This is a genomic window from Halorubrum sp. B53 (assembly GCF_059752395.1).
In genome coordinates, this window is record NZ_MWTH01000012.1 from 286885 (window position 1) to 308393 (window position 21509).

Annotated in this window: 18 protein-coding genes and 1 pseudogene; 12 read left to right on the forward strand and 7 right to left on the reverse strand. The window is 68.9% G+C overall.

The features are described from left to right. Window positions 1-39: 39 nt before the first annotated feature. The 4 genes from B4V06_RS10640 to B4V06_RS10655 are packed head-to-tail and all read right to left on the reverse strand — an operon-like array spanning window position 40 to window position 3618. Window positions 40-375 carry a ferredoxin family protein gene (locus B4V06_RS10640; RefSeq protein WP_123113873.1) on the reverse strand — a complete coding sequence of 112 codons (336 nt, stop codon included), beginning with the start codon at window positions 373-375 and terminating at the stop codon, window positions 40-42. Continuing rightward, window positions 372-1742, reverse strand: a complete 1371-nt coding sequence (locus tag B4V06_RS10645) for an FAD-dependent oxidoreductase (protein WP_498169751.1) — start codon at window positions 1740-1742, stop codon at window positions 372-374. Before B4V06_RS10645 ends, B4V06_RS10640 begins: the two co-directional genes overlap by 4 nt. After that, entirely contained in the window at window positions 1739-2785 is a 1047-nt protein-coding gene (locus B4V06_RS10650) for an electron transfer flavoprotein subunit alpha/FixB family protein (RefSeq protein WP_498169753.1), read from the reverse strand. Before B4V06_RS10650 ends, B4V06_RS10645 begins: the two co-directional genes overlap by 4 nt. Then, window positions 2782-3618, reverse strand: a complete 837-nt coding sequence (locus B4V06_RS10655; RefSeq protein ID WP_498169755.1) for an electron transfer flavoprotein subunit beta/FixA family protein — start codon at window positions 3616-3618, stop codon at window positions 2782-2784. Before B4V06_RS10655 ends, B4V06_RS10650 begins: the two co-directional genes overlap by 4 nt. Window positions 3619-3769: 151 nt before the next feature. On the opposite strand from B4V06_RS10655, the pseudogene B4V06_RS10660 reads away from it, so the two are divergent. The 4 genes and pseudogenes from B4V06_RS10660 to B4V06_RS10675 all read left to right on the forward strand — a co-directional run. After that, window positions 3770-3961 (forward strand): annotated as a pseudogene (locus tag B4V06_RS10660) (IMP dehydrogenase); the annotation flags it as partial. A 76-nt stretch (window positions 3962-4037) separates the two neighbouring features. Beyond that, a complete protein-coding gene (locus B4V06_RS10665) occupies window positions 4038-4205 on the forward strand; it encodes a hypothetical protein (RefSeq protein WP_176329366.1) in 168 nt (55 codons plus the stop codon). A 272-nt stretch (window positions 4206-4477) separates the two neighbouring features. Continuing rightward, window positions 4478-4675, forward strand: coding sequence for a hypothetical protein (locus B4V06_RS10670; RefSeq protein WP_123113877.1), 198 nt, complete (start codon window positions 4478-4480; stop codon window positions 4673-4675). A 123-nt stretch (window positions 4676-4798) separates the two neighbouring features. Then, entirely contained in the window at window positions 4799-5710 is a 912-nt protein-coding gene (locus B4V06_RS10675; RefSeq protein WP_123113878.1) for an HpcH/HpaI aldolase/citrate lyase family protein, read from the forward strand. A 105-nt stretch (window positions 5711-5815) separates the two neighbouring features. Here the strand turns inward: B4V06_RS10675 and B4V06_RS10680 are convergent, their stop codons facing one another. Next, window positions 5816-6301, reverse strand: coding sequence for a DUF7529 family protein (locus B4V06_RS10680; protein ID WP_498169759.1), 486 nt, complete (start codon window positions 6299-6301; stop codon window positions 5816-5818). Window positions 6302-6381: 80 nt separating this feature from the next. Here B4V06_RS10680 and B4V06_RS10685 point away from each other — a divergent pair, with 80 nt between their 5' ends. The 5 genes from B4V06_RS10685 (at window position 6382) to B4V06_RS10705 (ending at window position 13228) form a co-directional block, all read left to right on the forward strand. Then, a complete protein-coding gene (locus tag B4V06_RS10685) occupies window positions 6382-9114 on the forward strand; it encodes a dipeptide ABC transporter ATP-binding protein (RefSeq protein WP_498169762.1) in 2733 nt (910 codons plus the stop codon). A gap of 92 nt (window positions 9115-9206) precedes the next feature. Further along, window positions 9207-10910, forward strand: a complete 1704-nt coding sequence (locus B4V06_RS10690) for an ABC transporter substrate-binding protein (RefSeq protein WP_123113881.1) — start codon at window positions 9207-9209, stop codon at window positions 10908-10910. Between the two features lie 50 nt (window positions 10911-10960). Continuing rightward, on the forward strand, window positions 10961-11974 hold the full coding sequence (locus B4V06_RS10695; protein ID WP_123113882.1) for an ABC transporter permease: 1014 nt from the start codon (window positions 10961-10963) through the stop codon (window positions 11972-11974). After that, window positions 11971-12888 (forward strand): ABC transporter permease, encoded by a 918-nt coding sequence (locus tag B4V06_RS10700; RefSeq protein WP_123113883.1) that lies wholly within the window; start codon window positions 11971-11973, stop codon window positions 12886-12888. Before B4V06_RS10695 ends, B4V06_RS10700 begins: the two co-directional genes overlap by 4 nt. Next, on the forward strand, window positions 12881-13228 hold the full coding sequence (locus B4V06_RS10705; RefSeq protein WP_123113884.1) for a DUF7268 family protein: 348 nt from the start codon (window positions 12881-12883) through the stop codon (window positions 13226-13228). Before B4V06_RS10700 ends, B4V06_RS10705 begins: the two co-directional genes overlap by 8 nt. A 74-nt stretch (window positions 13229-13302) precedes the next feature. On the opposite strand, the gene B4V06_RS10710 is transcribed toward B4V06_RS10705, so the two are convergent. Continuing rightward, window positions 13303-13671 carry a VOC family protein gene (locus B4V06_RS10710; RefSeq protein ID WP_123113885.1) on the reverse strand — a complete coding sequence of 123 codons (369 nt, stop codon included), beginning with the start codon at window positions 13669-13671 and terminating at the stop codon, window positions 13303-13305. 213 nt (window positions 13672-13884) lie between these two features. On the opposite strand from B4V06_RS10710, the gene B4V06_RS10715 reads away from it, so the two are divergent. Next, on the forward strand, window positions 13885-16986 hold the full coding sequence (locus B4V06_RS10715; protein ID WP_498169766.1) for an FAD-binding and (Fe-S)-binding domain-containing protein: 3102 nt from the start codon (window positions 13885-13887) through the stop codon (window positions 16984-16986). 789 nt (window positions 16987-17775) lie between these two features. Here B4V06_RS10715 and B4V06_RS10720 read toward each other — a convergent pair. After that, window positions 17776-19521 (reverse strand): L-lactate permease, encoded by a 1746-nt coding sequence (locus tag B4V06_RS10720; RefSeq protein WP_498169768.1) that lies wholly within the window; start codon window positions 19519-19521, stop codon window positions 17776-17778. Between the two features lie 279 nt (window positions 19522-19800). Between B4V06_RS10720 and B4V06_RS10725 the strand changes: the two genes are divergently transcribed. Together B4V06_RS10725 and B4V06_RS10730 are read left to right on the forward strand one after the other, a co-directional pair. Beyond that, on the forward strand, window positions 19801-20403 hold the full coding sequence (locus tag B4V06_RS10725; RefSeq protein WP_498169770.1) for a class I SAM-dependent methyltransferase: 603 nt from the start codon (window positions 19801-19803) through the stop codon (window positions 20401-20403). Between the two features lie 5 nt (window positions 20404-20408). Continuing rightward, a complete protein-coding gene (locus B4V06_RS10730; RefSeq protein WP_498169772.1) occupies window positions 20409-21350 on the forward strand; it encodes an ABC transporter substrate-binding protein in 942 nt (313 codons plus the stop codon). The last annotated feature ends 159 nt before the right edge of the window (window positions 21351-21509 follow it).

Consider the following 21509-nt stretch of genomic DNA (forward strand, 5'->3'; position numbering starts at 1 on the left):
GTACCGCTTTTCAGTCTCTCGTCTCCTTTTAAATCCTCTCTATCCCTTTTTATATGACACCCCCGCGCCGCGCGTCGGGTACGTCCACTCGACGTTCCCCTTCGGACACGCCCACCGGCAGCTCCCGCACTCCAGGCAGTTCTCGTAGGCGATGTTCGGCACGCCGTCGTCGCCCTCTCGCCAGACGTTGGCGGGGCAGACGTCGATGCAGTCGTAGGTGGTACAGCCCTCCGCGCAGATGCCGGGGATCTTCACGTCGAGGTGCGACTCCCCCGGATCGTCGTACCGGACCGTGTACAGCCGGTCTTCCAGCGTGTCGTTCTCGGCGGACGGTGCTCCGGCGTCGACGTTCGGAACGTTGGGTGTGGCGCTCATCGGAGAACTCCTCTGTAGCGGTAGGCGAGCTTGGCGGCGCCTCGGAGACCGCCGACGGTCTCGAAGAGCCGCTCTCTCGCCTCTTCGGCGTGTTTCTCTTTCGGCTCTCGGTCCATCCGGAAGTACTCCGCGCCGGCGTCCGCGAGCGCGTGCGGGAGCTCCTCGAAGATCAGGTCGCGGTCCGTCTCGACGCGCTCCATGAGCCAGCCGTACCGCTCGAGGTTCTGGACGACGAACGACTCCTCCAGCCGCTCCGGATACGACCTGAACGCCGCCTCGTCGGTGCGGCCGCGCTCGGCCGCCTCCGCGACCGCCTCGCCGGCGAGGTGGCCGCTCTCGACGGCCATGTTCGTCCCCTCGAGGTGGACGCCGTTGTTGAGCACGAGCCCCGCGGCGTCCCCCACGACGACGGCGCCGTCGTGAACCAGTTCGGGGACCGACTCGCTGCCGCCCTCCGGGATCGTCTTCGCGCCGTACTCCACCGTCCGGGCGCCCCTGAGCAGCGGCGCGACCGCCGGGTGCGACTTGAAGGCGTTCAGCGTCTGCTCGGGCTTCGGCTGGGTCCCGGCGGCGTCCGAGAGCCGGTACGCGAGCCCGACGCTCACCGTGTCCTCGTTCGTGTAGATGAACCCGCCGCCGACCGCGTCGCCGACGGCGCCCTCGCCGAAGTAGTGGTACGAGACGCCGGCGTCGTTCGACAGCCGGAACCGGTCCCGGATGACCCCGTCGCGCTCGGGGAACTCCAGCACCTCTTTTACCCCGACGGCGATGTTCTCGGCGCGCTCCGGTTTCTTGAGGTCGGCCCCCTCGCTCACCAGCGAGTTGCCGCCCTCCGCGAGGACGACGTAGTCGGCCGTGATCGTCCCGTCCGGCCGGTCGGTCTCGACGCCGGCGATCCGCCCGTCGTCCTCGCGGACGAGCCCGGTCACCGTCGTCTCCGTGAGCAGGACCGCGCCGGCCTCGACCGCCTGCTCGGCGAACCAGCGGTCGAACTCGCCGCGGAGGACCGTGTACGAGTCGTTGTGCGGCGGGTCGTGCCACTCGCCGGGCCGCAGCGACACCGCCGTCTCGTCGTCGTCGGACAGCATGCTGAACCGCTTCTCGGCGACGTATCGCTCGACCGGCGCCGAGGTGACGTCCACGAGCTCGCGGAGCGTCGGCGTGTACAGCACGCCGCCGAACACGTTCTTCGCGCCGGGGTACCGACCCCGCTCTATCAGGAGCACGTCGAGCCCCTCGTCGGCCATCGTGACGGCCGCCGCGCTCCCGGCGAGCCCGGCGCCCACCACGATGGCGTCGAAGGCGTCGTCGTAGCTCGGGTTCGCGATCGGTTCGGACCGCTCGGTCGCGTCCGCGTCGTCGGTCATTGGAGTACCTCCTCGGGATCGGCCTCGCCCTCCAGCGCCGTCGTCAGCCGCGGCGCCACCTCGAAGAGGTCGCCGACGATCCCGTAGTCGGCGTGCTCGAAGATCGGTGCGTTGGGGTCGTCGTTGACCGCGACGACGACCTCGCTGTCGTTCATCCCCTCGACGTGTTGGACGGCGCCGGAGACGCCGAGCGCGACGTACAGCTCGGGGCGGACGGTCTTGCCGGTCTGCCCGACCTGGCGGGCGCCGTCGACCCACCCCTCGTCGACCGCCTTGCGGCTGGCGGCGAGCTCCGCGTCGAGCGCCTCGGCGAGCGCCCGTGCGGGGCCGAGCTCGCCCTCCGTCCCGCCGCCGACCGCGACGATGCGGTCCGCGTCGGTGATGTCGGCGGTGTCGCTCACGTCGCGCTCTCGCACCTCCGTGAGCGCGTCGGCCTCCTCCACGACGACCGCCACGGCTTCCACGTCGCCCTCGCGTTCGGGCTCGGGGTCGGCCGTCTCGAACACGCCGGCCCGGACGGTCGCCATCTGCGGGCGGTGCTCCGGGCAGACGATGGTCGCCAGCACGTCGCCGCCGAAGGCTGGTCGGCGAGCCAGCAGCTGCCCGTCCTCGTCGACGTCGAGCTCGGTCACGTCGGCGGTGAGGCCGGCGTGGGCCGGCACGGCGACGCGCCCGGCGAAGTCGCGACCGGTGTGCGTGCCGCCGATCAGGACGATCGAGGGGATCCGCTCCTCGACCAGCGCGCGGAACTGCGTGCCGTACGGGTCCGCGCGGTACGGCTCGAACACGGGGTCGTCGGCGACGAGGACGCGGTCGGCGCCGCGAGCGATCGCCTCGTCGGCCACGTCGCCGACGTCCTCGCCGATGACGAGCGCGACGAGGTCGTCGCCGAGGTCGTCCGCGAGCCGTCGTCCCTCGGTGAGCAGCTCCCACGAGACGGACATCACGTCGCCCGCGTGCTCCTCGATGAACACCCAGACGTCGCCGGCGCGGTCGACCTCGCTCGGCGCCGATTCCGCGTCGCCGGTCTCGGCGTCGGTCATCGGGCGATCACCCCCTCGTCCGCGAGGGCGTCGAGGAGTTCCGCGGGCGTCTCGACCGTCTCCTTCTCGCGGTCGACCGGCTCGACCGTCTCCATCCCGCCGACCTGCGTCGGGGAGGCGTCCATCCCCACGTCGTCGGCGTCGATCCCGAGGTCGTCGGCCGTGAGCTCCATCGGCTCGAAGTCGTTCTCGGCGTAGAGCTTCCGGTGGAGGCCGGCGGGCCTCGGCTCGAACTCCCCGTACGCGACCGCGACGACGACGGGGAGGTCGGCGGCGACCCGCTCGTGGCCCCCCTCGACGTCGCGTCGCGCGGCGAGCCGACCCTCCTCGGGGAGCGGGTCGACGCCCTCGACGTAGGTCAGCTGCGCCCAGCCGTTGTGGGCGGCGATCCCCGGCGGGACCTGCCCGGTCGAGGAGTCCGTCGTCTCCTCGCCGCAGACGACCACGTCGGCGTCGAGGTGGTCGACGGTCTCGGCGAGCGCGTAGCTCGTCGGCCACGTGTCGCTGCCGGCGAACGCGCGGTCGGTGACGAGCGCGGCGTCGTCACACCCCATCGCGACCGCCTCCTCCAACACGTCCGTCGCCGTCGGCGGCCCCATCGTGATCGCGGTGACCGTGCCGCCGACCGCGTCGCGGATCGACAGCGCGGCCTCTAACGCGTCCCTATCGGGCGCGTTGAGCACGGCGGGGGCGTTCGCTCGGTCGAGCCGTCCCGTGTCGGGGTCGATCCCGACCTCGTCGCTGTCGGGGACCTGCTTGACGGCGGCGACGATGGTCCAGCCGTCCTCGGCGTCGCCGGCGGCCGGATCGCGGTCGGTCGCACCCCCGCTCATGGCCTGCGCACCTCCGCGTTACCGCGACGTCCGACGGTATCAGTCGATCGAGTCGGCGGCGGCTCTCGATTGAATCCTCCCATACGTGACCATTCGGGGCTCGGTGAATAACGGTCTCTGCGAATAATACAGGCGTATAAGTACGCGAGTCGGTGACGACGTCACGCTCACCGGCGGCGTCGCTCTCGTCAGCGCGTACGCCGAGGAGCCGATGACCGACGTGCTCCGGGACACTCTCGCCCCCGCGCCGATCTTCACCGAGACGGTCGGCCTCGACGAGGTCGCCGAGGGCTACCGGATGATGGACGAGCGCGAGGCGATCACGGTGCTCGTCAAACCGTAGGAACGCCCGTTTCAGCGGTCCTCTCCGCGATATCGGCGTAACGCTTATCCGTGCATGGTCCTTGACAACTGTTGTCATGTGCCATCACAACGTCGAGGCGCGCTCGATCGAGGAGCTCCGAGCGCGTCACCGGTCCGAGGAGGCGGACGAACGGCTCGACGAGTCCCCCGACGTCGAGGCCGTCGACGACCCGGCGGACGACGCCGAGCCGCCGGCCGAACCGCGCACCCCGGCCGACGACTGACGCGGCCGGGGCCGTTCCCGCCTCGAATCCCGACGATTTTTCGCGGTCGACGTCTCGGTGAGCGGTAAGTCCGTATCCCGCAGCTCAGCGTCTTAGACCTGGTTTCAGGCTCTCCTTGACGATGTTTCAGCAGCCGGAAACGACGGTTCTGGCGGCGAAATACTACCCTACCGCCGGGCCTTCGTTACGATAGCTCCACGGCGGAGTGTCGCGAGTATGTACGGGCTCATCGACGGTTCACGCGAGGCGGGACAACGACCGGTGGTCAGTAGATGACACGCTCGTTGGCTCGTACGGTCTTCCTCGCCGCGGTTATCGTGACGCTGTCCGTGATCGCGTCGATCGGAGCGGCCGGGGGCGCTCCGGTCGGGGAGCCGGGGCTCGTCCCGCCGACCGCCCTGGGCGGGGTCGTCGGGGCGCTCGCCCTCGCGCTGCTGATCGTGGCCGTGGTCCGCCGCGCGGACCGCTGAGCGCACCCGACACGGCCGGGGTTCAGCGGCCGTCCTTTCTATGTTAACTCGCTTCCGACTCAGAGAAAATACCCCCGGGTGAGGTAGCTTTATTTTCATGGACGAGCGTGGTACGGCCGCTATATGACTGACGTGACTCTTCGCCGGACGCAGCTTGCAACGCCCGCGAGCGACGAGAAGATGATGCACTCGGCGGCCGACAGCGACGCCGACGAGGTGTTCCTCGACCTGGAGGACTCCGTGGCGCCGAACGCGAAGCCGGACGCGCGCGAGCCGCTCATCAAGGCCGCACGCGAGGAGGACTGGAGCGACAAGGTCCTCAGCTTCCGCATGAACGGGATCGACACCAAGTGGTGGTACGACGACCTGATCACGGTCGTCGGCGAGGCGGGCGAGTATATCGACGACATCATCGTTCCGAAGGTCAAGTCCGCCAGCGACATCCACACCGTCGAGAACCTGCTCGAACAGGTTGAGGAGAACAACGACCTGGAAGTCGGCGGCATCGGCCTCGAACCGCAGATCGAGGACGGCGAAGGGATGCACAACGTCCACGACATCGCGCACGCCTCCGACCGGCTCTCGTCGATCATCTTCGGTCCGGGCGACTACTCCGCCGCGATGGGGACGCCCGGGCTCGACATCGGTCAGTTCCCGGAGTACCCGGGCCACTACTGGCACCACGCGCTCTCCGAGTGTAACGCCGCGGCGAAGTCGGCCGGTCTGCCGTGTCTCGACGGGCCCTACGCCGACATCGAGGACGCCGAGGGCTTCCGCGAGTCCGCCGAGAACGCCAACATGATCGGCTGCGACGGCAAGTGGGCGATCCACCCGTCGCAGATCGAAATCGGCAACGAAGTGTTCGCGCCGGATCCGGAGACCGCCGAGCGCGCCAAGCGCATCGTCGACGCCTACGCCGAGGCGATGGAGGAGGGCAAAGGCGCCGTGAGCGTCGACGGCCAGATGGTCGACGAGGCGACCAACAAGATGGCGCAGGACATCGTCGAGACCGCCGAGGCCGCCGGCATCCTCTGAGGCCGCGTCCGACTTCGAGAAGTTCTTTTTATTGGACCCGTCGGCTCCGGAGCGTGCCGTTCACGCGTCTCCGACGTGCTGTCACCGTTGATTCACGACAAACGCTTATTCGACGGGTTCCGGGAGGAACGGCGCCGGATCGTCGTGGACGAACCGCACGGTGTCGTCGTTCAATCGGCGACAGAAGAGGCGCACAGTTCCCGCGTCTCTGATCGATTCGATCGTCTCCGCCGCCTGGCTCGGGTCGTAGTACGCGGGGACGAACACGGCCGTCTCGCTCTCGGGAGCGAGCTCGGCGACGAGCAGGTACACCAGCCCGTCGCCCTCCGCCCGGAACACCTCGACGTCTCGGAACTCCCGGTCGTCGACGAGCGACTCGAGGTCCTCGAACTCCGGGCCGGGGAGGACGACGTCGAGCCCCGTTCGACGGTCCGAGTCGACCAGGACCGAGTCCCCGGGGTGCAGTTCGAGCGCCGTCCACCCGCGCGCTCGGTACTCCGCCGCGGTCGCCTCCATGTCCTCCATGACCGCGGACCACCCGTCTCCGACCTGTACGTTCGTGGGCGCGTCGTCGCCTGCGGGACCGCTCATATCGTGAGACGCTCCGGTAGTCGTATAAAGGTTCCACTGTCCCCAAAGATATTTTTCCGTCAGGCGCGCTACCGCCGGTAGTGACTGACCTCCTCTCGCTCTCGTCGCTCCGGACCCAGTTCAGAACCGAACGGGGCGCGGTCAAGGCCGTCGACGGTATCGACCTCTCGATAGAGGACGGCGAGACTGTCGGCCTCGTCGGCGAATCAGGCTCCGGGAAGAGCGTTACCGCCCTCTCGGCGATGGACCTCGTCGACGATCCCGGCGAGGTCGTCGGCGGCCGGATCACCCTCGCGGATCCGGCGCTCGCTACCTCTCTCCTCGAGGAGTTCGACGGCGCGTACGTCCCGTACCCGTCCGAACTGGTCGACGCGATCGCGGCCGTGAGCAGCGACCTCCGCGCCGGACGACGCGTCCCCGACACGGCGGCGGAGCTCCGCGGAATGGTCGACGACCTCGCCGGCGAGGCGGACCCCGACGACCTCGCGAGCGACCTCGCGACCGCCGCCGATCGCCTCGCGGACGACGCCGACCCGACGGCCGTCGGCGACGACCTCGAGGCGGCGCTCGCCGACGCCGTCGACGGTTTCGTGTTCCTCGACGCCGACGCCCGCGAGCGGATCCGCGACGGCGCGAAGCCGAGCGACGTCGAGGTCACCGAGGGGATCGTCGACGTGACGGCCGCCCCCGAGGCGGCCGTCCGTCGGATCCGCGGCGGCGAGATGGGCATGATATTCCAGGACCCGATGACCTCGCTCAACCCGGCGGTCACCGTGGGCGAACAGATCGCCGAGTCGCTGCGGCTCCACCGGTACGGCGGGCAGAAGCGCGACTCGTGGCTCAACGGGATCCGCGAGATTCTCCCGAAGGCCGGGGGCCGCGACGGCGACGAGGAGGTGATGGACGAGGTCGTCAGAATGCTTCAGGCGGTCGGCATCCCGGAGGCGAAACAGCGCCTGGACGACTACCCACACGAGTTCTCCGGCGGGATGCGCCAGCGCGTGCTCGTCGCCATCGCGCTCGCCTGCCGGCCGAACCTCCTCATCGCCGACGAGCCGACGACCGCGCTCGACGTGACGATCCAGGCGCAGATCCTCGACCTGATCGACGACCTGCAGACGGAGTTCGGGATGTCCGTCCTGATGATCACCCACGACCTCGGCGTCGTGGCCGAGACCTGCGATCGGGTGGCCGTGATGTACGCCGGCGAGATCGTCGAGGAGGGACCCGTCGAGGAGATATTCGCCAATCCGAGCCACCCCTACACCTACACCCTGCTCGAGTCGATCCCCACCGAGGAGAAGGAGCGGCTGACCCCGATCGAGGGGAACGTCCCCGACCTGATCGACATGCCCGAGGGGTGCCACTTCGCGCCACGGTGCCCGTGGGCCGAACCGCAGTGCCGCGAGGGAGAGATCCCGTTCCTCCAGCACGGGGGGGAGGACGTCGACCACCGGTCGAAATGCGTCCACGACGAGTTCGACAAGGCCGCCTACGGGACCGACGGCGTCGAGGCCAGCGCCAGGTCCGCCATCGGCGACCCGCTCGTCGAGGTCCGCGGGATGCGGAAGTACTACCAGCAGGAGGCGGGCCCGCTCGACCGGGTGTTCGGCACCGGCGATCCGAGCGTCAGGGCCGTCGACGGGATCGACCTCGACGTGCGCGAGCGGGAGACGCTGGGGCTCGTCGGTGAGTCCGGCTGCGGGAAGTCCACGGCGGGGCGCGCGATCCTCCACCTGGACCCGCCGACCGACGGCACGGTCGTGTTCGCCGGCGGGGACCTCGGATCGCTCTCGAAGTCGGACCTCCGCAAGCGCCGGAAGGACATGCAGATGGTCTTCCAGGACCCGATGTCGAGTCTGGACCCGCGGATGACCGCCGGCCAGACGATCATGGAACCGCTGAAGATCCACGACCTCGCCGAGGGACGCCGCCGCCAGCGCGTCTTCGAGCTGATGGACGCGGTCGGATTGGAGCGCGGTCAGTTCGGCCGATACCCCCACGAGCTCTCCGGCGGCCAGCGCCAGCGGGTCGGCATCGCGCGGGCGCTGGCGGTCGACCCCGACTTCATCGTCGCGGACGAGCCGGTGTCCGCGCTCGACGTCTCCGTGCAGGCGCAGATCATCAACCTCCTGGAGGACCTCCAGGAGGAGTTCGGGCTCACCTTCCTGTTCATCGCCCACGACCTGAGCGTCGTCCGCCACATCTCCGACCGGGTGGCCGTGATGTACCTCGGCGAGATCGTCGAGGTCGCCGAGACGGACGAGCTGTTCGAGACGCCGAAACACCCCTACACACAGGCGCTGCTGTCCGCGATTCCGGAGCCGGACCCCCTCGCCGACACGGCCGATCGGACGATCCTCAAGGGGGACGTCCCGTCGCCGATCGACCCGCCATCCGGCTGTCGGTTCCGCACCCGGTGTCCGTCGATCATTCCGCCGGCCGATCTGGACATCGATCAGGAGCGGTACCGGGAAGTGATGTTCTACCGACAGCGCCTGGAGTCGGGGGACATCGACCTCGACGCCATCGAGTCGGAGGTCCGCCTCGAGGACGGGTCGGCGCCGACCGCCGTCGCCGACGGCGGCGAACACCCGACGCTCTTCGAGTACTTCTTCGACGGGCCGCTCTCGGGAGAGGCGCGGGCGGTCGTCGCCGACTCCTTCGACCACCTCAAAAACGACCGGTGGGAGGAGGCGGAAGCCACGCTCCGCGAGACGTTCGAGAGCGTCTGTGAGCGAGAGAACCCCGCGCTCGACGAGAGCGGCCACCCCGCCGCGTGCCACCTCTACGACGAGCGACCAGATAGATAAATAAACGCGCGACCACTCCGTCGGAATTTATGTCGCGGATCCGTCCCATCACTCCACCAGAATTATTTAGGTAGCCAATTTACGCCCTGTGTATGTCCCCTGACACCACGGAAACGTCACGACGGAGCTTCTTGCAACGAGCGGGCGGCGCGACGGTCGCGACGGCGTCCGTCGCCTCGCTCGCCGGCTGCGGCGGAAACGGCGGCGACGGCAGCGACGGCGAGGACGGCAGTGACGGCAGCGATGGCAGCGACGGCGAGGACGGCGGCGACGACACGACCTCGCTCCGCTACGGCCGCGGCGCCCACTCAAGCACCCTCGACCCGCAGAACACGACCAGCGGCGAGGTCGCGAAGGTCACCAATCAGGCGTACGAGGGGCTGATCGCGTTCCAGCCGGGCGAGGCGTCGCTCACCGAGTCGCTCGCCACCGACTGGTCGCTCGACGGCGACTCGGTGACGCTCACGCTACGAGAGGGGGTGAGCTTCCACGACGGGTCGGAGTTCACCGCCGACGACTTCATCGCCACGTACCGGCGGTTCGTCGACGACGACTACGAGTACCACTTCGAGGACTCCTCCGTCTACGGGCCGTTCACGCTCGGCAACTGGATCGACAGCGTCGAGGCCCCGGGCGACTACGAGCTCTCGATCACGCTGACCCAGACGTACGCGCCGTTCCTCCGCAACCTCGCGATGTTCGCGGCCGTCGTCATCTCGCAGGACGCGATCGAGGGCGACACGAACCTCGGAGAGGAGATGGTCGGGACCGGTCCGTTCCAGCTCGAGACCCTCGACGACGCCAACAACCGCATCCGGCTCACCGCCTTCGACGACTACTGGGGAGAGGCCCCGAACGTCGACCGGGTGCTGTTCCTCACCCGCGGGCAGAACTCCACGCGTGCGCAGGCGCTCGTCGAAGAAGAACTCGACATCATCGACGGGCTCGACCCCGACAGCATGCAGATCATCGAGGGGTCGGACACCGCGGAGAACCGGACCGCGACGGGAATCAACATCGGGTACATGGCGTTTAACCTCTCGCGCGTCGAGGCGTTCCGCGACCGCCGGGTCCGCCGCGCGATCAGCTACGCCATCGACACCCAGGCGATCGTCGAGAACATCTACTCCGGTATCGCCACGCAGGCCGACCAGCCGATCCCGCCCGCGCTGTTCGGGCACAACGACGACATCAGCCCCTACGAGTACGACCCCGAACAGGCGCAGAGCCTCCTCGATGAGGCCGGCTACGGCGACGGGTTCTCGTTCTCGCTGACGACGTTCCAGAACCCCCGCGGGTACAACCCGGCGCCGCTGCCGACCGCGGAGACGATCCGGTCGAACCTCGCCGAGGTCGGCATCGAGGTGTCGATCGACGACCGGCAGTTCTCCGACTACCTCACGTACACCAGCCAGGGGAGCCACGACGCGACGCTCGCCGGGTGGTACACCGACAACGCAGACCCCGACAACTTCTGTTACGTCCTCCTCCACCCGCAGACCGACGTGCCGGAGGGGCAGGACTGGGTCTCCTGGGACACCGAGGGGTTCAACACCTCGAACAACGCCGCGTGGGCCAACAGCGAGTACATGAGCGTCGTCGAGGAGGCCCAACGGACCACGAATCAGGAGGACCGCGCCGAGCTGTACCGAGAGGCCGCCCAGATCGCGCACGACGAGGCGCCGTGGGTGTTCCTCGACTACGCCGACGAGGTCCGCGGCGTGTCCAACAGCGTGAGCAACTACAGCGTCGCCGCGATCGGCGGGCCGTTCCTCGCCGAGGTCGAGCTCGAGTAACCAGCGCCGAACGCAGATTTTTTGACCGTCCCACGCGCCCGTTTCCCTGAATGGTCTCCAAACGCTTCGTCTTCAAACGGCTGCTCATGCTGTTCCCCGTGCTGTTCGGGGTCGCGACGGTGGTCTTTGCCATTCTCCACCTCTCGCCGGGCGATCCCGCCGTGGTCATCGCCGGCGACCGAGCGAGCCAGGAGTTCGTCAACCAGGTCCGCTCGGACTTGGGGCTCGACGACCCGCTCTGGCAACAGTACGTTCGCTTCCTCGGCGAGGTGGCGACGTTCGACTTCGGCCAGTCCTACCAGGTGAACCGGGGCGCGGCGGTGAGCCAGATCCTCGTGGATCGGCTCCCGATCACGATCGAACTCGCGCTGCTCGGACAGCTCGCCGGCCTCCTGTTCGGGCTCCCGCTGGGTATTCTCAGCGCGGTCAAACAGGACACGTGGACTGACCACCTCACACGCATCGGCGCGCTGAGCGGGATCAGCATCCCGATCTACTGGAGCGGTCCGCTCCTCATCCTGCTGTTCGCGCAGTTCCTCGGGCTCCTCCCGACCAGCGGTCGAATCGGCTCCGAGTACTTCGTCGAACCGGTCACGGGGCTCATCCTCGTCGACACGCTGTTGGCGGGGAACGTCGCGGCGTTCCAGTCCGCGGTCGTTCACCTCCTCTTGCCGGTGGTGGTGCTCGGGATCTATCAGATGGCGCTGCTCTCGCGGATGATGCGCTCGTCGATGGTCGAGGTGATCCGCCAGGACTACATGCGGACCGCGCGCGCGAAGGGACAGGGCTCGAAGATCACCGTCATGAAACACGGCCTCCGCAACGCCTTCATCCCCGTCATCACCGTGATCGGCATCCAGTTCGGATCGCTGCTCGGCGGCGCGGTGCTCACGGAGACCGTCTTCGAGATCAACGGCATCGGCACGCTGCTCGTCGACGCGATCAACCGCAGCGACTACCCCGTCGTCCAGGGGACCGTCCTCGTCTTCGCCGTATTGTACACGCTCGTTAACTTGGGCGTCGACCTCACCTACTCGGTCCTCGACCCGCGTATCGAACAATGAGCACGGAGACACAGACCGGCGCCGTCGACCGAAGCATCGTCGAGCGGCTGCGCGCGAGCCCGTTCCTCTCGCAGCTCTCCTCGAACCGACTCGCGATCACCGGGATCATCATCATCGTGAGCGTCGTCCTGATCGCGGTCTACGCGCGGCTCACCTACGACCTCAGCGAGCTCATGGCGACGCAGTTCGGGACGAACCCCTCCGAGGCTTCGCCCAGCGCGGAGTACCTCTTCGGCACGGACGGGCAGGCCCGCGACATCTTCCCGCGCGTGATGTACGGGGCCTGGTACGCGGTCCTCTACGGAACGGTCACCGTCGTCGCGTCGACGTTCCTCGGGGTGAGTCTGGGGATCGTCGCCGCGTACTACGGCGACCTGACCGACAACGTCATCATGCGGACGATGGACGTCCTGCTGTCGTTCCCGTCGCTACTCTTAGCGCTCGCGCTCGTCACCATCTTCCCGGAGGAGCTGGGCCTGTGGCGGGCCGTTGGGGCGCTGACGCTCGTCTACACCCCCCGGTTCGCCCGCGTCGTCCGCGGGGCCGCGCTGAAGGTGCTCGAAGACGAGTACACCGACGCCACGCGGGCGCTGGGCGCGACCGACCCCCGACTGCTCATCCGTCACGTCCTCCCGAACTGCCTCGCGCCGATCACGGTCCAGTCGACGCTCAACTACGGGCTCGCGATCATCGACATCGCCGCGCTGTCGTTCCTCGGCTTCGGCGCCAGTCCCGGGGAGCCGACGTGGGGGATGATGCTCTCGAACGGCGTCGAGTTCGGGCTGTTCTCCGGGGCGTGGTGGTGGTCGTTCTTCCCCGGCCTGCTGCTCGCGCTGACGGTGCTCGGCTTCAACCTCCTCGGCGACGGGATGCGCGACGCGCTCGACCCGCGGATGCGCGAGACCGTTGACTGACCGCGATCTCCTGCCGTTCGGACGGACCGTCGCGCGGTACGTCGGCGGCGGCGGCCTCCTCGGGCTCGTCGTCGCGGGCGTACTCCTCCCGATTACCGGGCCGCAGCGGGCGACCGACACCTCGTTCGCGCTCGGCGTCCTCCTGTTCGGCTTCGGCGTCGCGACGTGGGGCGGGACGGTCGGCTTCGGGGACTCCATGTCGACGGTCCAGCGCCATCTCGGCGGCGAGTCCGAGTGGAGCCGCGAGGGGGCGCGACAGGCGTTCGCCGTGTTGACCTGGGTCGGTGCGGGTTGGACGGGGGCCGCCGTCGGGGCGTCGATACTGCTCGTCGGACTGTAGAACGAGGCGTCGACGGGTCGGATCGACCAGCCCGAGGCCGTCGCGCGGTACCGACGATCGAGCGGGCGAGCGGATTACAGCGGCTCGATCAGCTCGACCGCGTGGCCGTCGGGGTCCTTCACGAACGCCGTGCGCGCGCCGGCTTCGGGCTGGTCGCCCGGCTCCTTCACGACGCCGTGGTGGTCGATCGCCTCGAACGCCGCGTCGACGTCGTCGACGCCGACGGCGACGTGGTCGTAGCGGTCGCCGTCCGAACTCGGCTCCTCGCCGTCGGTGTCGGACAGCTGGAACTCGACGCCGGCGTCGTCCGAGACGTAGACGTTGCGCGTGTCGCCGTCGGCGGTCGTGAACTCCCAGGAGCGCTCGAACCCGAGCTGCTCGACGTACCAGTCGGCGGTGCGGTCGGCGTCTGCCACGTTGAGACAGGTGTGGAGAATCTCCATAGGTCGCGGTGTCGCGGCGACACAATAAATCCCATCGAGACCGGCGCGCCCCCGGCGAGAGCGATCCGCGCCCCGGTCGTCGCAACCGAAAATTCAGAACAGGCGATCGGATGAAAAAAGCGAAACGGCGGGGCTGTCGCCCGGCGCCGGCGGGTCGCGATCATATTCATTTTTAACAAAGGATTTATTCGCCTTTCGACTCGGAGTTGTACTATGGCAACTGAGCCCACGTGGGGAGCTGACACGCCCGACCTGGACACGTCGGCGGCCGCGCTCGGTCACGATCGACCGGACGTGCCCGCCTACCGGGCGCTCGCGGAGGACCTCCGCGAGCGCGTCGCCGGCGAGGTCCAGTTCGACGAGTACGCGCAGGTGCTGTACGCGACCGACGGCAGCATCTATCAGGCGCGCCCGGCCGGCGTCGTGACGCCGCGGTCGGTCGACGACGTGCAGGCGGCGATGCGGGTCGCGGCCGACCACGAGGTCCCCGTCATCCCGCGGGGCGCCGGCTCCTCGCTGGGCGGCCAGACGGTCGGCCCGGGCTGTGTCGTCCTCGACTTCTCGAAGTACATGGACGAGATCGTCGAGGTCCGTCCCGACGACCGTCGGGCGGTGGTCCAGCCCGGCGTCGTCCAGGACCACCTCGACGACCGGCTGGCCGAGGACGGGCTGAAGTTCGCGCCCGACCCGGCCTCGTCGGCGCGCGCGACCGTCGTCGGCGGCATCGGCAACAACTCCACGGGCGCGCACTCGGTGCGGTACGGGATCACCGACGCGTACACGGAGGAGCTGAAAGTCGTGCTCGCGGACGGCTCGCTGCTCCACACCCGCGAGGTCGTCCTCGACTCGCCGGAGTACGAGGAGATCGTCTCGAAGGACGACCAAGAGGCCGCGCTGTACGAGACCACCCGCGCGCTCGTCGAGGAGAACGAGGCCGCGATCGACGAGAAGTACCCGAACCTCAAGCGCTCCGTCTCCGGGTACAACCTCCACAAGGTGATCTACGAGAACGACGCGGGCGAGACGGTGATCAACCTCTCGAAGCTGTTCGTCGGCGCCGAGGGGACGCTCGGCACGATCGTCGAGGCCGAGGTGTCGCTGGTCACCCGCCCCGAGGAGACGGCGCTCGCGCTGTACACCTTCGACTCGCTGGTCGACGCGATGAAGGCGGTGCCCGAGGCGCTGGAGTTCCCGGTGAGCGCGGTCGAGCTGATGGACGACGAGGTGTTCTCGCTCGCGGCCGGGTCACAGGAGTTCGCACAGTACGCCGAGCCGATCCCGGACCGCGCGGCCGCGGCGCTCATGCTGGAGTGGGACTCCGAGCTCGTCGACGACTTCGAGGACGCCATCGCCGACACGAACGCGTACTTCGTCGACGAGGGCGACGCGTTCGACGTGCTGGAGGCGTACACGCCCGAAGACCAGGCCGACATCTGGAAGCTCCGAAAGGCGGCCATCCCGCTGTTGATGGGCATGCAGGGCGACCCGAAGCCGTACCCGTTCATCGAGGACGCGACGGTGCCGCCCGAGGAGCTCGCGGAGTACGTGGGGCAGTTCGAGGACGTCCTCACCGACCACGACACCTCGGCGGCGTACTTCGCGCACGCGGGGTCCGGCACCCTCCACATCCGGCCCATCCTCTCGCTGAAGGAGGAGGAGGGCGTCGAGAAGATGCACTCCATCTCCGAGGACGTCACCGACCTCGTCTTGGAGCACCACGGTGCCTTCTCGGGCGAGCACGGCGACGGGCTCGCGCGCACCGAGTTCAACCCGAAGATGTACGGCGAGGACCTCTGGAGCGCGTTCCAGGAGCTCAAGTCGACGTTCGACCCCGAGTGGCGGATGAACCCCGGGAAGGTCGTCTACGTCGACGGCGACACCGCCGCCGAGCGCGGCTACCCCGACACCGCCGCCGACACGGACATGCGGGAGAACCTCCGGTACGGCCCGGAGTACCAGTCGATCGAGCCGCAGACCGCCCTCGACTTCTCGGACGAGGGCGGGTTCTCGCACCTCGTCGAGCTGTGTAACGGCTGCGGCACCTGCCGGGAGGTCGACTCCGGCGTGATGTGTCCGACCTACCGCGCCTCCGAGGAGGAGATTCAGGCGACTCGCGGCCGGGCGAACATGCTCCGGGCCGCCATCAGCGGGGAGCTCGACGAGGACGAGATCCATTCCGACCGATTCCAAGAGGAGGTGCTCGGGCTCTGCGTCGGCTGCAAGGGCTGTAAGAGCGACTGTCCCACGGGGGTCGACCTCGCGAAGCTCAAAGCCGAGGTGAAACACGAGCACCACGAGGAGGAGGGGTCGGGACTCCGCGAGCGGATCTTCCGCGACATCGACCGCTTCTCGGCGCTCGGGAGCACGCTCGCGCCGATCTCGAACGCGGCGTCGAAGATCCCCGGCGCCCGCGCGGTGATGGACGCGGTCGCGGGGATCGCCCCGGACCGCGAGCTGCCGACGTTCCGCTCCGAGAGCTTCGAGGAGTGGTTCGCGTCGCGCGGCGGCTCGACGGTCGACCCCGCGGAGGCGGTCGACACGGTCGCGCTGTTCCCCGACACCTACACCAACTACAGCTACCCGGCCGCGGGCAAGGCCGCCGTCGCGGTGCTGGAGGCGGCCGGCGTCCGCGTTGAGGTCCCGGACGACCTCGCGCCCTCGGGCCGGGCGGCGTTCTCGACCGGGTTCCTCGACGACGCCCGCGAGCGCGCCGAGACCAACGTCGCGGCGCTCGCGCCCCGCGTCCGCGACGGGCAGTCGGTCGTCTTCGTCGAGCCCTCGGACGCGGTGATGTTCCAGGACGAGTACCTCGTCCTGCTCGACGGCGAGGACGTCGAGGCCGTCTCAGCGGCCGCGTACGGGGTCTTAGAGTACCTCGACGCCGGCCGCGTCGACGAGCGGTTGGCGTTCGACGCGCCCGCGGAGTCGCTCACGTACCACGGCCACTGCAACCAGAAGGCGACGAACAAGGACCACCACGCGGTCGGCGTGCTCCGCCGGGCCGGCTACGACGTCGACCCGCTCGACTCCTCCTGTTGCGGGATGGCCGGCTCGTTCGGCTACGAGTCCGAGCACTACGACATCTCGAAGGCGATCGCCCGGATCCTCTTCGATCAGGTCGACGAGAGCGACGGCGAGACGGTGACCGCGCCGGGCGCCTCCTGTCGCTCGCAGCTCGGCGACCGCGACGCCGACGCGGAGAACCCGCCGCACCCGATCGAGAAGGTCGCCGAGGCGGTGACCGGACCCGCGCCCGACGCCGTCGCCGACGCGGGCGCCGCCGACGCGACGACCCCGTCGCCCGCCGACGACTGAGCCGGCGTCGCGGGCGACGGGCCTCGCGACACGGACTTTTGCTGCCGCCATTTTTCATGTCTCGCGTATCGACAGCACGAGACGGGTGACGAGCGACACCGGAGCGGGTGGATCAAACCGACATCTCCGAGACGATATTTAAAAAGCGAGCGACCGCGACGATCATTTATAAAACCGACGCGGTCGGCGCGTGCCGCCGAGCGCCCGCAGGGCGCGAGGTGCGCGCGCGAGGGAGTCGCTGGCGGCGCCAGCCGCCAGCGACGAGGCTGGGGAGGCGTGAGGCTGCGGTCCCGCGAGCAACGCGAGCGGGAGCACGGAAGTCGCAGCCTGCGAAGCGAACGTAGTGAGCGAGCAGGACCGTCTTCCGGCGGTGCCGTGCGGAGCGGGGCGGGACTCAAAGGGGCAGTCGCGAGGACGGCACAGGCGTTCACGAGAGCAACGCTCTCGTGAGCCAATCAGAACGCTTCGCGTTCTGATGACGACGTAGGCAGCGTGGCGCGTAGCGCCACGGGCAGCCGGCGGCGGAGCCGCCGGCGACACCGCAGGGAGTGAGCGAAGCGAACGACCGAAGCGCGCAGCGAGCGTGCGCCGTCCTCGCGGCTGGGGCTTTGGAGGAATTTAGCGTGGAATAGTCAGATACGTATCGCCGAGTGGCTGGGCCTTTGGCGGTGTTCACCGTCCCCCCACTGTCAGCCAATTATCAGCGAGCGGCCGGGGCTCCGGACGCGTTCGTCTCGGATCGTCGATGGATTATAAAAAAAGAGCCGCACCGCCGTCCCGTTCCCGCGTTCAGAACACGCCGGGGAACAGCACGTAGCTGAACAGCAGACACAGCAGACCGACGCCCGTCGCGTAGTACAGCAGCGGGATCAGGTTCAGCCGCATCACCCGCCCCTCCTGTCCGAGGAGGCCGACCGTCGCCAGCGCGGCGACGAGGTTGTGGATCGCGACGAGGTTCCCGATGGCGCCGCCGACGGCCTGCGCGCCGACGATGATCGTGCGCGGCAGTCCGAGCTGCGTCGCCGCCTCGAACTGGAACGCGCCGAACGTGATGTTCGAGACGGTGTTCGACCCGGCCATCGCCGCGCCGAGCGCGCCGATGAGCGACGCGAACGCCGGGTACGCGACGCCGAGGATGTCGGCGGTCGTCTGCGCGAGCAGGACGATCATGCTGACGCCGCCCGGCGTGTTTCCGGGGTGGGCGCCGGACTGGAGCATCACCTGCACCATCGCGATCACGAACACCAAGGCGATGAACGGCGAGACGATCTTCCGGCCGGCTTCCTTCCACGCGTCGGCGATTTCCTGCCCGGACATGCTGAAGATCGGGATCGCGAGCACGGCGCTCACGAGCAGCCAGAAGCCCGGCACGTTCATCCACGCGACCGCTCCGGTGAGGTCGGTGCCGAGGATGTTACCCCAGCTGACGATGAAGATGTCGCGGTTAATGAAGTCCGAGATCGGTCCCACCGCGCGGGTGACGACCAGCAGGATCACGAGCAGGACGTACGGCGACCACGCCTTGAACAGCGACATGTCCTCGTCGCCGCTGAGGTCGGCCGCCTGGGCCTCGGGCGAACCGCCGTTGCTGCCGTTCGACTGTCCCGGCTCGATCGTTCCGACCCAGTGGTCGGCCCACTTCTCGCGCTCGGGGAACTCCCACTCGTCGTCGGGCAGGAGGTACCCCGCGCGCAGAACGGTCAGGATGATGGTGCCGCCGACCATCGACCCGATGAGCGACGGGAACTCGGCCGTGAGGAACCACGCCGAGATCCAGTACGGGACCGCGAAGGCGATCCCCGACGCGATACAGAGCGGCGCGACCTCCCAGGCCGGCTTCAGCGACCGGTCCTCCGGGTCACCGAAGAAGTAGACGACCATCCCGACCGCGAACAGCGGCATCACGAACCCGACCAAGGCGTGATACGTCGCCGCCCAGGCCGCCACGTTGACGGAGAACTCCTGGACGGTCATCCCGCCGTCCTGGATCGCGGTGCGAGTGAACTCGACGCTCTCCATCGGGTTTTGGATCCCGACCACGATCGGCGTCCCCACCGCCCCGTACGTGACGGCGATGATGTGGCCGATGATCCCGGCGACGACCGCCGCGAGCGCCGGGAAGCCGAGCCCCAAAAGGAGCGGCGCGACGACGGCGGCCGGCGTCCCGAAGCCGGCGGCGCCCTCGATGAACGTCGCCATGAAGAAGGCGATCAACACGATCTGTACGCGTCGGTCGTCGCTGACCGTCGCGAACCCCTGATTGATTCGGTCGAACGCGCCGGCCTCCATCAGGGTGTACAGGAGGACGAGCGCCCCGAAGACGATCCAGAGGATCTCGATCGCGGTCATGAACCCTCCCGCCGACGCCGCGAGCAACCAGTTCACCGGCATGTTCCACGCAGCGTACCCGATCCCCATGGCCGCGACCCACGCGATCGGCATCGCGCGCGTCGCCGGCCAGAGGAACCCGACCAGTAGAATCCCCGCGAGCAGGAGCGGGATCGCGGCCACGGCGACGTCGATCCCCGTCGTCATGGGTCCGTCCCCCCGTTACTCTCGTTCACTCGATTCCGTCGACGACTCATGTGACAGGTTACCATCCACATACGACGCGAAGGACATCACGTTCATTAATTATAAAATGTAACTTTTCTCTGCGCCGTTCTTTCCCAGCTTACCCCCGTCACATGTCGCAAAAACTCCCGGGACCACTTTCTTTATCATTAGTCATCTATCAATCTGAACACCTCTGGCCTCACGCAGTTTGCGACCGGCCGCCCGAGGAGTGATGTGTCTCGCACGGTACCAATAGGCATGAACCGAAGCGAGGTGCGGCGAGCGTGGGACGACGTGGCGGCGACGTACGCCGACCGACGCGACCCGGACGGCTCCGACGCGGCGCTGATCGACGACCTGCTCGCCGGGCTTCCGCCCGACCCGGACGTCCTCGACGTCGGTTGCGGCGACGGGGCGCGGACGCTCGCGAACCTCCCGGCCGGCAGCGTCGGGGTCGACGTCTCGCGGCGCGGGCTCGACCTCGCGGCCGAGACCGTTCCCGAGGCCCGGCTCGTTCACGGAGAGATGTCCGCGCTCCCGCTCGCGGCCGAGAGTGTCGACGCGATCACGGCGTACCACGCGGTGTTTCACGTCGAGCGCGACCGCCACCCCGACGTGTACGCGGAGTTCGCCCGCGCCCTCCGCCCGGGCGGACGGCTCCTCATGACCCTTCCGGGCGGGCGGTTCGAGACGGTGCGCCGCGGCTGGATGGGCGGCCGCATGTTCTTCTCCGCGCCGGGCCGCGATCGCACCCTCGCGCAGCTCCGCGAGGCCGGGTTCACCGACGTCGAGACGACGACCGCGACCGACCCGCTCGGGAGCGACACCGAGTTCGCGCTCGCGACGCTCGGCGGGAGGTGATCGACGTGCGCGTCGCCGCGCTGCTTCCCTCCGCCACGGAGACGCTGTGTGCGCTCGGCGTTGAACCGGTCGGCGTCTCGCACAGCTGCGACTACCCGCCCGTGGCTCGTGACCTGCCGACGCTCACGAGCACCGCCGTCGACCACGACGACCGCTCGGCCAGCGACATCGACGCCCAGATGCGGTCGGTCGACGGCGCCGTCTACGACCTCGACGTCGACCGGCTCGCCGCGCTGGAGCCGGACCTCGTCGTCACGCAGGCGACCTGCGACGTCTGCGCGGTCGACGCGAGCGCGGTCCGCGAGGCCGTCGCGTCGATCGACTCCGCGCCCGAGGTGCTGACGCTCGACCCGCACGCGTTCGAGGACGTCCTCGACGACGTGACGCGTCTCGGCGAGGCGGTCGACCGCCCCGACGCCGCCGAGGCTCTCACCGACCGACTGAGGGCTCGCGTCGACCGCGTCCGGGAGCACGCGGCCGACGCGGTCGCCGCCGAGGGTCGCCCCCGCACCGCCGTCCTCGACTGGACCGACCCGCCGATCCGGGCCGGTCACTGGGTGCGCGACATGGTCGAGATCGCCGGCGGCGACCCGTCGTTCCAGCCCGACGGCGCCTCCGAGCCGGTGGCGTGGGACGGTGTCCGCGCGTACGACCCCGAGGCGCTCGTCGTCGCGCCCTGCGGCTTCGAACGCGACCGCGCCGTCGACGCGATCGCGGACCTCGCCGACCGACCGGGGTGGCGCGACCTCGCCGCGGTCGCCGACGACCGAGCGTACGCGATCGACGGCAACGCGCTGTTCAACCGACCGAGCCACCGGCTCGTCGACTCGCTGGAGGCGCTATTGGCGTGTCTGCACCCCGAGTACGCGGCGGCGCCGCCCGGCGAGCGGGACCGCGTCGCGCACGTCAACGCGGGGACGGCGTCGATGCGCGCCGACGGCGGGTGACGCCGACCGCGGGCCCGCGACCTGGATCCGTTGACGTCCTCAGCGGCTGCCAGGTGTCGCACGCTGAATACAGAGGATGGGCCTTGTTTAGCTGGATATAGGCGCTAAGCCCCCACCCTCAACGGAGCGACTGAAGGGAGCGGAGTAGGGTGGGGATAC